At 73.6% G+C, this 13,923-nt stretch carries 12 protein-coding genes; 1 reads left to right on the top strand and 11 read right to left on the bottom strand.

Features of this window, described 5'->3' with window-relative positions:
* Positions 1–125: 125 nt before the first annotated feature.
* Positions 126–1,364, top strand: a complete 1,239-nt coding sequence (locus tag ACZ7MX_RS04260; protein ID WP_472129149.1) for a cytochrome P450 — start codon at positions 126–128, stop codon at positions 1,362–1,364.
* A 24-nt stretch (positions 1,365–1,388) separates the two neighbouring features.
* On the opposite strand, the gene ACZ7MX_RS04255 is transcribed toward ACZ7MX_RS04260, so the two are convergent.
* The 11 genes from ACZ7MX_RS04255 to ACZ7MX_RS04205 all read right to left on the bottom strand — a co-directional run bounded on the left by ACZ7MX_RS04255 (position 1,389) and on the right by ACZ7MX_RS04205 (position 13,915).
* Positions 1,389–1,781 carry a DUF6578 domain-containing protein gene (locus tag ACZ7MX_RS04255; RefSeq protein WP_472129147.1) on the bottom strand — a complete coding sequence of 131 codons (393 nt, stop codon included), beginning with the start codon at positions 1,779–1,781 and terminating at the stop codon, positions 1,389–1,391.
* Between the two features lie 47 nt (positions 1,782–1,828).
* Positions 1,829–3,040 (bottom strand): MFS transporter, encoded by a 1,212-nt coding sequence (locus ACZ7MX_RS04250; protein ID WP_472129145.1) that lies wholly within the window; start codon positions 3,038–3,040, stop codon positions 1,829–1,831.
* Between the two features lie 105 nt (positions 3,041–3,145).
* Positions 3,146–4,951 (bottom strand): M4 family metallopeptidase, encoded by a 1,806-nt coding sequence (locus tag ACZ7MX_RS04245; RefSeq protein ID WP_472129143.1) that lies wholly within the window; start codon positions 4,949–4,951, stop codon positions 3,146–3,148.
* Positions 4,952–5,341: 390 nt separating this feature from the next.
* The gene (locus tag ACZ7MX_RS04240; protein ID WP_362137598.1) at positions 5,342–5,641 is read right to left on the bottom strand and encodes a hypothetical protein; all 300 of its coding nucleotides are present in this window, start codon (positions 5,639–5,641) and stop codon (positions 5,342–5,344) included.
* 211 nt (positions 5,642–5,852) lie between these two features.
* Positions 5,853–6,038 (bottom strand): hypothetical protein, encoded by a 186-nt coding sequence (locus ACZ7MX_RS04235; protein WP_236679275.1) that lies wholly within the window; start codon positions 6,036–6,038, stop codon positions 5,853–5,855.
* A 132-nt stretch (positions 6,039–6,170) separates the two neighbouring features.
* On the bottom strand, positions 6,171–7,244 hold the full coding sequence (locus tag ACZ7MX_RS04230; RefSeq protein ID WP_472129141.1) for a PP2C family protein-serine/threonine phosphatase: 1,074 nt from the start codon (positions 7,242–7,244) through the stop codon (positions 6,171–6,173).
* Positions 7,245–7,309: 65 nt separating this feature from the next.
* A complete protein-coding gene (locus ACZ7MX_RS04225; RefSeq protein ID WP_472129139.1) occupies positions 7,310–8,023 on the bottom strand; it encodes a flavodoxin family protein in 714 nt (237 codons plus the stop codon).
* Positions 8,024–8,120: 97 nt separating this feature from the next.
* The gene (locus ACZ7MX_RS04220) at positions 8,121–10,844 is read right to left on the bottom strand and encodes a fumarate reductase/succinate dehydrogenase flavoprotein subunit (RefSeq protein WP_472129137.1); all 2,724 of its coding nucleotides are present in this window, start codon (positions 10,842–10,844) and stop codon (positions 8,121–8,123) included.
* A gap of 13 nt (positions 10,845–10,857) precedes the next feature.
* Positions 10,858–11,637 (bottom strand): ABC transporter ATP-binding protein, encoded by a 780-nt coding sequence (locus tag ACZ7MX_RS04215; RefSeq protein ID WP_472129136.1) that lies wholly within the window; start codon positions 11,635–11,637, stop codon positions 10,858–10,860.
* Entirely contained in the window at positions 11,634–12,542 is a 909-nt protein-coding gene (locus tag ACZ7MX_RS04210; RefSeq protein ID WP_472129134.1) for an ABC transporter permease, read from the bottom strand. Before ACZ7MX_RS04210 ends, ACZ7MX_RS04215 begins: the two co-directional genes overlap by 4 nt.
* Positions 12,539–13,915: an ABC transporter substrate-binding protein gene (locus ACZ7MX_RS04205; protein ID WP_472129133.1), complete on the bottom strand. Its 1,377-nt coding sequence runs from the start codon at positions 13,913–13,915 to the stop codon at positions 12,539–12,541. Before ACZ7MX_RS04205 ends, ACZ7MX_RS04210 begins: the two co-directional genes overlap by 4 nt.
* Positions 13,916–13,923 lie beyond the last annotated feature (8 nt).

Here is a 13,923-nt window from a genome sequence, read left to right as displayed (position 1 = left end):
GACCGTCCGGGTGAAGAGGGCGCCCCGTATGTGTGGACCGGCGGCCGACGATGCGCCCCCGGCGCACCCGCACACCACCCACGCACCCTGGACGACCCCGCGCCCCGGCCCTAGCGTCCGGCGGCGTGACCACCCTTCCTCCGCCGCCCGACATCCTGTCCCCGGAGTTCGCCGTGGACCCCTACCCCGCGTACGGGGTCCTGCGCGAGCACTACCCGCTGTTCTACGACGAGGGCACCGGCAGCTACCTCCTCTCCCGCTACGAAGACGTCCAACGCGCCTTCCGGGAGCCGGTGTTCACCACCGACAACTACGCCTGGCAGATCGAGCCGGCCCACGGCGGCCGCACCCTGCCCCAGATGAACGGCCGGGAGCACGCGGTGCGCCGCGCCCTGGTGGCGCCCGCCTTCCGCGGCCGCGAACTGCAGGAGACGTTCCTGCCGGTCATCGAGCGCAACGCCCGCGAGCTGATCGACACCTTCCGGGACGCCGAGGAGGCCGATCTGGTGGCGCGGTTCGCGACCCGCTTCCCGATCAACGTGATCGTCGACATGCTCGGACTGGACCGGGCCGACCACGACCGCTTCCACGGCTGGTACACCGCGGTGGTGGCCTTCATCTCCAACCTCGCCCAGGACCCCGGGGTCGCGGCCGCCGGACGGCGCGCGGGCGAGGAACTCGCCGGTTACCTCCTGCCGGTCATCCGGGAACGCCGCGCGGCCCCCGGCGTCGACCTGCTCTCCCGGCTCTGCACCGCCGAGGTCGACGGCGTCCGGATGACCGACCAGGACATCATCGCGTTCGTCAGCCTGCTGCTGGCCGCGGGCGGGGAGACCACCGACAAGGCCATCGCGCTGATCTTCCGCAATCTGCTGGCCCGTCCCGGGCAGTTCGCCGCGGTGCGTGCCGACCGGTCACTGATTCACGCCGCGTTCGCCGAGACGCTGCGGCACACCCCGCCGGTCCAGATGATCATGCGTCAGCCCGCCGCGGAGGTGACCGTCAGCGGCGGCACGATACCCGCCGGCGCCACGGTCACCTGCCTGATCGGCGCGGCCAACCGCGACGCGGACCACTACGACCGGCCCGACGAGTTCGACATCTTCCGTCCCGACCTGAGCCCGGCCGGCGCCTTCACCGCGGCCGCCCAGCACGTCGCGTTCGGCCTCGGCCGGCACTTCTGCGTGGGGGCCCTGCTGGCCCGGGCCGAGGTGGAGACCGGCGTCAACCAACTCCTCGACGCGTTCCCCGAGCCGGCCTTCGCGGACGGGACGCCACCGGCCGACACGGGCGTCTTCACCCGCGGCCCCGGCCACCTGCGGTTACGGCTCGGGCGGGGCGAAGGGGGGCGGCGGACGGCGTGAGACCGGCCCCGGGCCGTCGGATCCTCACCGGGCCGGGGCGTCGAGCTCGACGAGGAAGCCCACGAACTGGAGGTCGCCGCGGTCGGCGTTCCACCGGGGGGCCGAGGACAGCGGGGTGAGCGTGCCGCTGCCCGGCACCGGGCCGCGGGTGTGGCCGGGCTCGCCGGGCAGCGCCGCGAAGCGGCAGTGCACGGCGCTGATGCCGGTGACGGTGCCGCGGACGGTCGCCACCTGTTCCCGGCCACCGCCGTGGTGCTCCTCGACGCCGTCGACCGTGGCCGCGGTCCTGGCTCCGAGCACCGTGGTCAGCCACTCCCGGTCCGGGGTGACGACCGCCCAGGACACCTCCGACCCGACGGCGAAGGGCTCACCGCAGCACTCCATCTGCCAACTGTCCATCCATACACGGGTGTTCATGCCTGCCGATTGTGCCGTCCCCGGCTCTTCCGCGCGGCCACGGGGCGTCAGTCGTCGACGGCCGGCGGGTGGCGCAGTACATACAGGCCGACGGTCACCGCGAGCACGATGACGCAGCCGGCGAAGGTGAGGCCGGCGCCGCGCAGCCCCAGTTCCATGGTGAGCGCGCCGACCCCGACGACCGGCAGCGAGATGCCGAAGTAGGCGACGAGGAAGAACGCCGAGATGGTGCCGCCGCGGTGCTCGGCGGGCGCCGCCCGGCCCACCGCGGTCAGCCCGGCGCGGAAGGCCAGGCCCTGGCCGGTGCCGCCGCACAGGGCGCCGAGGACCAGCACCGGAAGTGAGGTGACGGCCAGTGAGGTGGCCACCAGTGCCAGGCCGATGACGAGCACCAGGCAGCCGCCCGGCAGCGCCTTGCGTACCCCGATCCGCCCGGCGAGCGACTGGCCGGCGGTCGAGCCCAGGAACACGGAGAACACGATCGCCCCGGCGACGGCCAGGTTCGTCACGCCCAGCGTCTGCCCGACGAAGCTCGGTGCGACGGCGGTGAACAGGCCCAGCAGCGCGAAGCCGGCGAACGCGGCGACGGCCGAGGGCGTGAACACGCCCCGTACCTCGGGTGGCAGGTGGAGGGGCTGGGGGCGCAGGCGGTGCGGCCGGTGCGGATCGCGGACGGTCTCCGGCAGCCGCCAGGTCGCCACGGCCGCCCCCGCCACCAGCACCAGGTGCACCGCGAACGGCAGGACCAGCGGCCAGGGCGCGTACTGGGCGAGCAGCCCGGACAGCAGCGGGCCGCAGCCGAGGCCGCCCATGTTCGCGGCGGTCGCGGCGAATCCGGCGTGGGCCTCCTGACCCGGCTTCGCCAGCTCCAGTACGGCCGCGGTGGCGGCACCGCTGAACAGCCCGGCGGCGAATCCGGAGAGCACCCGGCCCAGGAACAGCAGGGGCAGCCCGCCCTCGAAGAGGAAGCAGAGCGCGCTGGCCGCGGAGAGCGCCAGGGCGCAGAACAGCACCGGGCGCCGGCCCACGTCGTCGGAGACGTTGCCGGCGAGCAGCAGCACGGTGATCACGCCGAGTGCGTACACGGCGAAGACCACGGTCACCATGAGCTCGGAGAACCCGATCTCCTGGCGGTAGAGCCCGTACAGCGGGGTGGGGAGGGTGGTGCCGGCCATGCCGATGGCGAACACGCCCGCCGCCACGGCATAGCCGGGACGCCGGCCGGTTGCTGCTGCCTCTGCCTCGCGATCGCTGATCATGGCCTCAACGTAGGCTCCGGCCGGCCGGGGCGTCGAGGAGCGCGGCACACAACGGCACGGTGCCCCCGCCGGCCGGCGGGGGCACCGTGGGACGGGCGTCCGGGCTCAGTGCGTGGCCGACGGGGCGTTGGCCGCCGTCACGTTCACCGCGGACCAGGCCTTGTTCACCGTCTTGTACTCGGTGCTGGTGGCGCCGTAGAGGTCCTTCGCCGCGTGCAGCGTCGCGGTCCGGGCGTCGTGGAAGTCGGTCGTGGAGACCATGTACCGGGTGAGCGCCCGGTAGAAGATGGCGAGCGCCTTGGTGCGGCCGATCCCGGTCACCCGCGAGCCGTCGCGGGTGGGGGAGTCGTAGGCGACACCGCCGATCGTCTTCTTGCCGCTGCCCTCGGCGAGCAGGTAGAAGGCGTGCGAGGAGACGCCGGAGCCGGCGTGCACCTCGGTGTCGTAGGACGCCTTCGACCAGTAGTCGACGGTGCCCTCCAGCTTGTCGAGGGACGGCTTGTCCAGGCGGCGCAGGAACTTCTGCTCAAGGCCCAGCTTCTCGCCCATCAGGTAGTTCGGCGGGTTCTTCGGGTTGTTGGTGGCGAACTCCACCGCGCTGCCGAAGATGTCCGCCAGCGACTCGTTGAGCGAGCCCGGCTCGCCGAACTGGTTGCCCTCCTCGTCGACGCGGGTGGGCTGGAGGTTGGCGGTGGCGTCGACCACGCCGTGGGTCAGCTCGTGGCCGGTGACGTCCAGGACGACCAGCGGCTTGGCGAACGTCCTGCCGTCCCCGTCGCCGTAGAGCATGCAGCCGCAGTCCGACGACCAGAAGGCGTTGCCCACGTTCTTGCCGAAGTGCACCAGGGCGTGCGCGCCGCGGCCGTCGTTCTTGATGCCCTTGCGGCCGAAGGTCTTCTTGTAGAAGTCCAGGGTGCTGGTGATGCCGTACTGGGCGTCCACGGCGGCGGTGGCCCGGTCGCTCGTGGTGCCGTTGCCCCAGCGGTTGGTGGCGGAGGTGAACGCCTTGCCGCCGGAGAACTTCTCCAGCTCCTTGTCCCCGGCGTCGCGGGTCTCGGTGTTGCCGCGTGTCGAGTCCTTGAGGACGAAGGACTTCTGGGCGGTCCGCGTGGTGGACAGCGGCACGCTGCCGACGAAGAAGGACGCGCCGCTGCCCTTGGCGGCGGCCGGGAACCCGGCGGTGGTGGCCGCCTGGCCGGTGGCCGGCGCGGCGGGCGAGAACTGCCGGGTCGCGGGGTTGAGCCGCTCGCCCCGCTTGCGCAGCTTCGCCTGGAGGGCCGGCGACAGGAAGGAGTCGTTGGCGGGGGCGTTGCTGAGCACCGCGCCGGTGGCCGCGTCGAGGACGACCGTACGGGCGCCGCCGGCCTCGTCGGTACGGCTGTCCGCCACCTCGACCTGATAGGCCAGGGTGAGCCGGTCGTCACGGGCGTCCACGACCAGTTCGGCCGTACCGGCCTCGCCCTCGGCCACCTTGGCGGCCTTCGCCTCGGCCTGACCGGCCGACAGCTTCGGGTCGGTGTCGGAGAGGTCGACCTGGTGCCGGTAGGCCCGGGTCACGCCCTCGTACGCCGAGTGGGCGCTGAGGTGGACGACGAGGTCGCCGCCGAGGACGGGCAGACCGCGGTGGGTGCGGACGAAGCGGACGTGCTGCCGGCCGTCCGGGTCGACCATCGTGTCGACGGCCTTGAGGGTGTCCTTCTTGCCGACTCCGGTCGCCGAGCCGTGCGCGACCGCGGCGGTGCGGGCGGCTTCGACGATCTTGTCGGCGGAGGGGGTCGCGGCGGAGGCGGCGGCCGGAGCGGCCGTGTTGTGCGCGGAGGCGGCGCCCGCCACTCCGGCCGTCAGGGTCGCGGCCGTCGTCACCGCGACGGCGATGGCCAGGCGGTGGCTGCGTATGTGGGGTCTACGCACAGATGTGGGTCCTTAGCGCTGCGGGGGCGGTGGCCACGCCAACCGCCCGTACACGCGGTGCCGTTGGGCACCGCGGGGGCCGGTCGGCCCCGCGCAAACCCTGGTCTGCCTGGCATGAGCATGTAAAGCCATATGCTCGGTATGCGAGATTCGTGGTGAAGATTTGACAATTGTTCACCTTTGGGTGATGGCAAGGTGACCAACGGTGCCTGTGTTGCCAGAGGAGACTGGATGCGGCCGGAAAGGGTTGCTCGGTCGACGCAACAAAAAGTCCACGACCCGTCAGGTCGTGGACTCACAAGGCCGGGACGCCAGCCCGGACTTCAGCGGAGGATTCCGGCACTCACGGACAATCCGGGCGCCCGCTGCCCGCGGCGGCGCCGGTGCCCGCTACTGCTCCTGCCGGTGGAACAGCTCGTCGAGGGACGCCTCGGCCCGATCCCCGCCGCGGACCGCCTCCACCACGGCCTGGTGGAAGCTGCGGCTGGCCGCTTCGGAATCGCAGGGCACGGGACTGCCGGCCATCGTGTACCAGTCCGATGACCCGGTGTACTGCACAGCTACGTGCGCCAGATTCTCCGACCAGGTCGTGTGGATGGTCAGATCGCCGTTCATCACGCCGATCTCCTCCGCACGCACCGCGCCGGGGAGCGCGTGGATCCCGACAGTGGTCCAAGATGCCCAGGTCATGATGTTCCCCTCGGCGGCAGGGGCACCGGCCGGCGGCCGGGCGCGGTGTCTTTCAGTTTCGCACCGACCGTCCGGCGGCGCACCGCATGCGGGGGCACGGATTCCGCCACCGGCCCAGGACGCTCTGTGACCGCCCGCTCACGCTGTGGCGGCCTGCGCGGCCCAGGGCGGACGGCCGTGCACCGGTGCGGTCCCCGGCGCGGGTCGGGAGTCAATCGATGACCGTATGGAAGAACGTGACCCCGGCGCCGAACGCCGCTCCGCCGATCAAGGCGGCGGACGCCAGGGTTCCGCCGTTGACACAGGTGAGCACACCGGCGCCGAGGGCGGTGAGGGCGCCGAGCAGGAAGATGACTGCGGCGCGCTGGCTCAGCAGGGCTGATCTGTTCTCGGACACATCAACTCCGATCTGCGCGGGAGCGGAGGGCCGCTCGGGCGGATGCTGATGCTCTGATCGATCTTCTCATCCCCCGCCCCGAATCCCCGGTAGCACACGCTGTCGGCGCAGGTCGGCCACCCGTCCGGGCAGTCAGCCGGCCGCCACCCGCCGGGTGACCGCGAGCACCGCCATGTCGTCGTCGCGCGGCCCGCCGGTCCACCGCTCGACCTCCCGCACCAGGACGTCGATCAGTTCCTGCGGGCTGCCGAACGGGCCGCGGCCCGCCAGCTCCGCCGCCGGGTCGTAGAACCGCCCGCCGCTGTCCCGGGCCTCGGTCACCCCGTCGGTGACCAGCAGCACGGTGCTCTCCACCGGGAACGGCACGCCGACCGGCTCCGGCCGGGCGACGGCCAGCCCGCCCAGGCCCAGCGGCAGCCCCGGTTCACCAGTCGCCAGCGCCCGCACCTCACCGTCCCGGCACAGATACGGCGCCGGATGGCCGCAGTTCAGCAGCAGCAACTCACCGCTGTCCGGCCGGACTTCACCCAGCAGGGCCGTGATGAAGCCCTCCAGACGGCTCTCCTGGGGGAGTTGCTCGCCCGCCCGCAGCAACGACCGCTCCAGCCGCTCGGCCAGCCCGGTCAGCTCCGGCTCCTGCTCGGCCGCCTCCCGGAACGCACCCAGCAGCACCGACACCGCGCTCACCGCGCCCAGCCCCTTGCCCCGCACATCGGCGATCAGCAGCCGCACCCCGTACGGCGTCCGCTGCACGGCATAGGCGTCACCGCCGATCCGGGCCTCGCTCTGGGCGGCCTGGTAGCGGGCCGCGACGGCCAGCGGCCCGATCCGTTCCGGCGGGGCCGGCAGCACGGCGAGCTGCGCCGCCTCCGCCACCATCCGCACCACGTCCAGATGGCGGCCGTGCCGGGCGATGACCCGGTTCACCCCGACGCCCATCAGCGCGGCGAACAGGGTGTTGGCCAGCTCCAGATGACCCACCGCGTCACCGGCGGTGCCGTCCTTCACCGTCAGCGCGAACACCCCGAGCACCAGCACCAGCCCGATCGCGACGGTGTGCCGCAGTGTCAGCAGCGCACCCGCGGTCACACTGGCCGCGGTCAGCATCGGATCACCCCAGTAGTCCTGCGGGGACAGCGCGTTCCAGAGGAGACCGCCGGCCACCAGGACGGCCGGGGCGAGCCGCGCGTAACGGGGCCAGCGCACGGCCGGCGGGCGGAGCGCGGGTGCGGACGCGTGCGGATCGGCCACCGCCGAGCCGGCGCGGGTGCTCAGCGGTGCTCCGGATTGGCCTGGTCCGCGCGGCAGCCGGCGTCCCATTCGGTGCGCTGGTTGCCGTGCGCCGGGATGCCGCCCGCGCGCTTGAGCATCGCCGCGACATGCATCAGGTTCCAGCTCATGAACGCCGTGTTGCGGTTGGTGAAGTCGTTCTCCGGCCCGCCCGAGCCCGGATCGAGGTACGACGGTCCGGGCCCGGCCGCACCGATCCAGCCGGCGTCGGCCTGCGGTGGGACGGTGTAGCCCAGGTGCTGCAGGCTGTAGAGGACGTTCATGGCGCAGTGCTTGACACCGTCCTCGTTGCCGGTGATCAGGCAGCCGCCCGCCCGGCCGTAATAGGCGTACTGGCCACGGTCGTTGAGCACGCTGGAACAGGCGTAGAGCCGCTCGATGACCTGCTTCATCACCGAGCTGTTGTCACCGAGCCAGATCGGCCCGCAGAGCACCAGGATGTCCGCGGCCAGCACCTTGCGGTACAGCTCCGGCCAGGCGTCGGACGCCCAGCCGTGCTCCGTCATGTCCGGCCACACCCCGGTCGCGATGTCCTCGTCGACCGCCCGGAGCACCTCCGTCGTGACCCCGTTGCCCTCCATGACGGCCCGGCTCCGCTCGACCAGGCCCTCGGTGTTGCTGGTCTCCGGCGAGCGCTTGAGCGTGCAGTTGATGAAGAGGGCGCTCAGGTCGTCGTAGCGGTACTCGGGGGCCATCGGAACTCCTTGCACGGGCGGCTGTGCCTCCGGGGATCTCTCCCCGAAGCCTTCAACCCGGCCGTGCCCCCGGCCACCCGGACGGCCCGAACGTGTGTCACCCCTTCGCCGCCCGCCGGGCGTAGGCCCGGACATCGGCGTCCGGGTCGTCGGCGGCCGCGGCCAGCGCGCTCCGCGCGTCCGCCCGCCCCGCGTGGGCGCGCAGGGCCAGCACCGCGGCCCGGCGCACGTCCGCCTCCGGATCGGCCAGGGCGGAGCCCAGCGCGGGCACCGCGACGCCGGGCCCGGCGGCGGCCAGCGCCCGGGCGGCGCCGGCCCGGACCTGCCACGCCGGGTCGCCGAGCGCGGCGACCGCGGCCGCGTCGTACGGCGCCGGGCAGCCCGTGGTGGCCAGCGCCGCCAGCGCCGCGGCCCGTACCAGCAGGTCGGGGTCGGTCAGCAGCGCCGCCAGGTCGTCCGGGCCGCCGGCCGTGCCCAGCCCGTGCGCGGCCGCCACCCGTACCTCACGCGACCCGTCCCCGGCGGCCCGCCGCAGGTCGGGGACGGCGTCCAGGGACACCAGGGCGCGTACGGCCTGGATCCGGACGTCCACGGCGGGGTCGTCCAGCGCACCGGCGAACAGCGTCCGGTCGCCCAGGCGCAGCGCCCGCAGCACCTCCACCGCGGCCGCCCGGACCGCCGCGTCGGGGCCGTCGTGCACCGCGGCGGCCAGCGGCGTGCCCAGCTCGGGCTCCGGCTCCAGCACCTCGACCAGTTCCCGCAGCGAGGCACCGGCGGCCGCCCGTACGGCCGGGTCGGGATCGGCGAGCGCGGCGGCCAGCGCCGGGCCGGTGCCGGCCGGCACGCCCTCGGTGAGCGCGTCGACCGCGGCCCGCCGGACGGCCGGGTCGGGATCGGCCAGGTAGGGCCGCAGCGCCGCCAGACCGGGCTGCTCCTCGGCGAGCGCGAGCAGCCCGAGCAGCCGCGGCGAGGGGCCGCCCGCGGCCACCGGGTGCGCCGGTCCGCCGCCGGGCGGTCCGTCAGCGGCCGTCCGGGACCCCACCGGCGGGGTGTCCCGCGGGCCCGCGGTGGCGACCTGCTCCGGCTCGACCTCCCCGAGGAACCGGGACGGGCCGCCGGCCGGGGCGTACTCCGGCACCGGGACCACGTAGGGCGCCACCGGACGGGCGGTGAACTCCATCCGGCCCGCCGCCGACCGGCGCAGATCGAGATGGTGCAGCCAGCGGGCGTCGTCGGTGTGCGGATGGTCGGTGCGCTCGTGGTAGAGGCCCCAGCGCGACTCGGTGCGGGCCAGCGACGACCGGGCGGCCATCTCGGCGCAGTCGCGGATGAAGTGCACCTCGGCGCAGCGCATCAGCTCGTGCGGCGTACGGGCGCCCATCCGGTCGATCTCGCCGCGCATCCGCTCGAAGTGCTCGACGGCCAGCGACAGCCGGGCGCCGCTCTTGGGCGGGGCGACGTAGTCGTTGACGAAGCGGCGGAGTTTGTACTCGACCTGCGTTTGCGGGGGACCGTCGGGGTGGCGCAGCGGACGGTAGATCAGCTCGTGGGCGGCCCGCAGCTGATCACCGGGCAACTCACCTTCGTAGGCGCGGTATTGGGCCGCGTCCTCGCCCGCCAGATCGCCGAAGACGAACGCGCCGATCATGTAGTTGTGCGGGACGCAGGCCAGGTCGCCCGCCGCGTACAGCCGCGGCACGGTGGTGCGGCCGTGGTCGTCGACCCGCACCCCGGACGCCGAATGGCCGCCGCACAGCCCGATCTCGGAGATGTGCATCTCCACGTCGTGGGTGCGGTAGTCGTGCCCCCGCCCGGCGTGGAAGGTGCCGCGGGTGGGGCGTTCCGTGGTGTGCAGGATCGTCTCCAGGGCCGCCACCGACTCCTCGGGCAGATGGCTGAGCTTCAGGTACACCGGGCCGCGGTCGGAGGCCACCTCCGCCGCGAACTCGGCCATCATCTGGCCCGACCAGTAGTCGGACGTCACGAACCGCTCGCCGTGCCGGTTGACCTGGTACCCGCCGAAGGGGTTCGCGACGTAGGCGCAGGCCGGGCCGTTGTAGTCCTTGATCAGCGGGTTGATCTGGAAGCACTCGATACCGGTGAGCTCGGCGCCCGCGTGGTACGCCATCGCATGCCCGTCACCGGCGTTGGTGGGGTTCTCGTACGTGCCGTAGAGGTAGCCCGAGGCGGGCAGCCCCAGCCGGCCGCAGGCGCCGGTGGCCAGGATCACCGCGCCCGCCCGGACCGTGGTGAACCGGCCCGTACGGGTGTGGAAGCCCGCGGCCCCGATCGCCCGGCCGTCGTCGCCGGTCAGCACCCGCACCGGCATCACCCGGTTCTCGATCCGGATCTTCTCGCGCATCTCGCGCCGCCGCAGCTGCCGGTAGAGGACCTTCTTGACGTCCTTGCCCTCGGGCATCGGCAGCACGTACGAACCGGACCGGTGCACCTGGCGGACCGCGTACTCCCCGTGCTCGTCCTTCTCGAACTTCACGCCGTACCGCTCCAGCCGCTGCACCATCGCGAAGCCCCGGGTGGCGGTCTGCCGGACGGTGGACTGGTCGACGACGCCGTCGTTGGCGCGGGTGATCTCGGCGACGTAGTCGTCGGGCTCGGCCCGGCCGGGGATGACCGCGTTGTTGACGCCGTCCATGCCCATGGCCAGCGCACCGGAGTGCCGGACGTGCGCCTTCTCCAGCAGCAGGACGGACGCGCCGCGCCCGGCGGCGGTGAGCGCGGCCATCGTGCCGGCGGTGCCGCCGCCGATGACCAGGACGTCACAGACCAGTTCTTCGGCGTCGGCGAGGGCGGGGATGTCCATGCGGATCTGCCTTTCAGCTGCTGAGGGAGGCGAGGGCGGTACGGCGCAGCTCGGCCGTGGCCGCATCGGTGTGCGCCGCGCGGTCGCGGGGGTGGGGTACGCGGACGACACGGGGGGTCCGGCCGGTGCCGAGCAGTGCCATCCGGTCGCCGAGGAAGAGGGCCTCGTCGACGTCGTGCGTGACGAAGACGACGGTGGCGCCGGTGCCCCGCAGCACCTCGACGAGGAGTTCCTGCATCCCGGCCCGGGTCCGGGCGTCCAGCGCGCCGAACGGCTCGTCCATCAGGACCGCACGGGGCCGGCCGGCCAGTGCGCGGGCGAGCTGGGCGCGCTGCCGCTGGCCGCCGGAGACCTGGTGCGGCAGCCGGGCGGCCTGCTCGCCGAGCCCGACCCGGGTCAGCCATCCGGATGCCCGCGCCCGGCGCTCGGCACGCGCCAACCCCCTTACGGCCAGCGGGAGTTCGACATTGCCCCGCAGGGTGCGCCAGGGCAGCAGCGCATCCTCCTGGAACACCAGGGCGCGGTCGGCGCCGGGCCCGGTGAGCGGCTCGCCGTCCTGGCTCAGCCGGCCGCCCAGCGGGGGCAGCAGACCGGCGAGGGTACGCAGCAGCGTGGACTTGCCGCAGCCGGACGGGCCGACGACGGTGAGGATCTCGCCCGGGGCGACGTCGAGGTCCAGGCCGTGCAGAACGGGCGCGCCGGGCCGGCCCAGCACGGCATCGGCGAGGGTCAGCCGCAGGCCCTGCGCGGGTGTCCCGGCGGGCGCCGGGGCGGTGGGTTCGGTGCGGGTCATACCTGCTCCCTGATCGTCGCCGGGCCGGTGGGCGCCGGGGCCCGTCCCACGGGGGACGCCTCGGCCGGCAGCGGGCGCTCGGGGGCCCGGCTGCCCTCCGTACGGGGAAGCCGGCGCGCCGGCGCCTGACCCCCCTCCCTGTGGGGAAGCCAGCGCACCAGGCGCCGCCCCGTCAGTTCCACGGCCGTGGCGGTCAGCCGTCCCAGCAGTCCGATGGTGGCCATGCCGACGAATACGCCGGGGTAGTCGACGATGGTGTAGTCCTGCCAGGTGCGGTAGCCCACGCCGTACTGCCCGGAGATCATCTCCGCGGAGATCACGCAGATCCACGAGACCCCGATGCCGACCGACAGCCCGCCCATGATTCCCGGCAGCGCCCCCGGTAGTACCACCGACCGCAGCACCCGCCAGCGCCCGCCGCCCATGGTCAGCACCGCCTCCTCCCACACCGGTGCCACCGCCCGCACCGCGTGCCGGGTGGAGACCGTGACCGGGAAGAACGCCGCCGCGAAGGTGATGAAGACGATGCCCTGCTCATTGCTGGGGAACAGCAGGATCGCCACCGGCACCAGCGCGATCGCCGGTATCGGGCGGAGCACTTCGAGCAGCGGGTCCAGCAGGTCGGAGGCGAGCGGGGAACGGGCGACGGCGGTGCCGACGGCCACGCCCAGCACGGCCGCGAGCGCGAAGCCGCTGACGATCCGGGTCAGGCTGTCGGTGACGTCCTGCCAGTACGCCGCGGTGCCGAGCCGGCGGGCGAACTCGCCCGCCGTCTCGGTGACCGTCGGGAACTGCCCGAACCGCAGCCACAGGTTCACCCGGAACTGGGCGAGCAACTGCCAGCCGGCCAGCGCCGCCAGGACCGCCGCGGCACGCCGGGCGCGCCGGGTCCACGGCGCGCTCACCGGGCCTGCTCCAGGGCGGCGGCATAGCCGACGGTGCGGGCACCGGGGTGCTTGTGGGTCCAGGCGTCCGCGGTGGCCCGGGTGACGAACGGCAGCAGCCGCCCGCCGTCGCGGACCCAGACCGCCTTGTCGGCGAACCAGCGGCTGCCGGTCGTCGCGTCGGCCACGTACGCGGCCCGCACCGAGGCGCGGTGCGCGGCGACGAACCGCAGCAGGGCCGCCGGGTCCGCGAAGGAGTGGGTGCGGTCCTCGCCGCGCAGCCACACCTCGTCGGCGGACGGGTGCGTGGTGGAGCGCACGGCCGGGGCGTACCCGCTGCCGTAACTCGCCTTGACGAAGCGGTCGTTGACGAAGGAGTCGACGTCGACCGGCCCGGTCAGCCGGGCCGCCCGCAGCACCGGGACGTCCTTCTTCAGCGCGGCGATCAGCTGCGGCTTGAGGGTGGGGTCGAAGGTCGCGATGCCTCCGGCGCCGTTGTAGAGGTAGACCACCTCGGCCGGCAGTCCGGTGGCCCGGGCGACCCGCTCGGCGGCGTCGACCGGGTGGCGCTGCACGTACCGGGTCGCGTCCCGTTGCGCGGCGAGGAACGCCTTGACGACGCCGGGGCGTTGACCGGCGAAGGCGTCCCGCACGGTCACGCCGTGGAAGGTGGGCAGACCGAGCGCGCCCCCGTCGTAGAACGCCTGCGCCTTGCCCTGGAAGGCGAGCAGCCCCGGCCAGGCGACGAACTGCGAGAGCGCGTCCGCGCTGCCCGACTGCAGCGCCGAGGCGCCCACCGCCGGCTGCTGGTTGAGCTTGTGGACACCCTGCTCCGGGTCGATGCCGGCCCGCTGCAACGCCCGTACCAGCGTCCCGTCGGATGCCGAACCGACGCTGCTGGAGACGTTCTTGCCGCGCAGGTCCGACAGCGAGCGCAGCGCCGAACCGGGCTTGGTGACGATGGTGTTGAGCGCCCCGCGCAGGTTGTAGCCGGTGACCGACACCAGCCGGGTCGGGGCGTGCAGCTGCTTGCCGCGGGCGGCGTTGATGAGCAGCGGGAAGTCGCCCATCGAGCCGATGTCGACCTTTCCGGCGACCATCTGCGCGGTGATCGGCGCGCCGGTCGCGTAGTCCTGCCAGGCGACCTTGTAGGTCCGGCCGTCGCGCTTGCCCTGCGCCCGCAGCTCCCGCTCGAAGTAGCCGAGCGAGCGCAGCAGGGTGCCGGCGGTGACGGTGTTGATGGTCTTGGACTGGTAGCCGACGGTGACGGTGACGTGCTTGCCGTCGCCCGCCTCCGCGGCACCGCCGCAGCCGGTGAGGGCGAGGGGGAGGAGCAGGGCCGCAGCCGCGAGGGGGATCGCGCGCTTGCTGTGCCTCAGGGGGGTGTGCCGCATGGGGACGT

This window comes from Streptomyces sp. NPDC107765 (genome assembly GCF_055657085.1).
The sequence above is the reverse complement of the archived record's forward strand: the minus strand, read 5'-3'. Positions and strand labels throughout refer to the sequence as shown.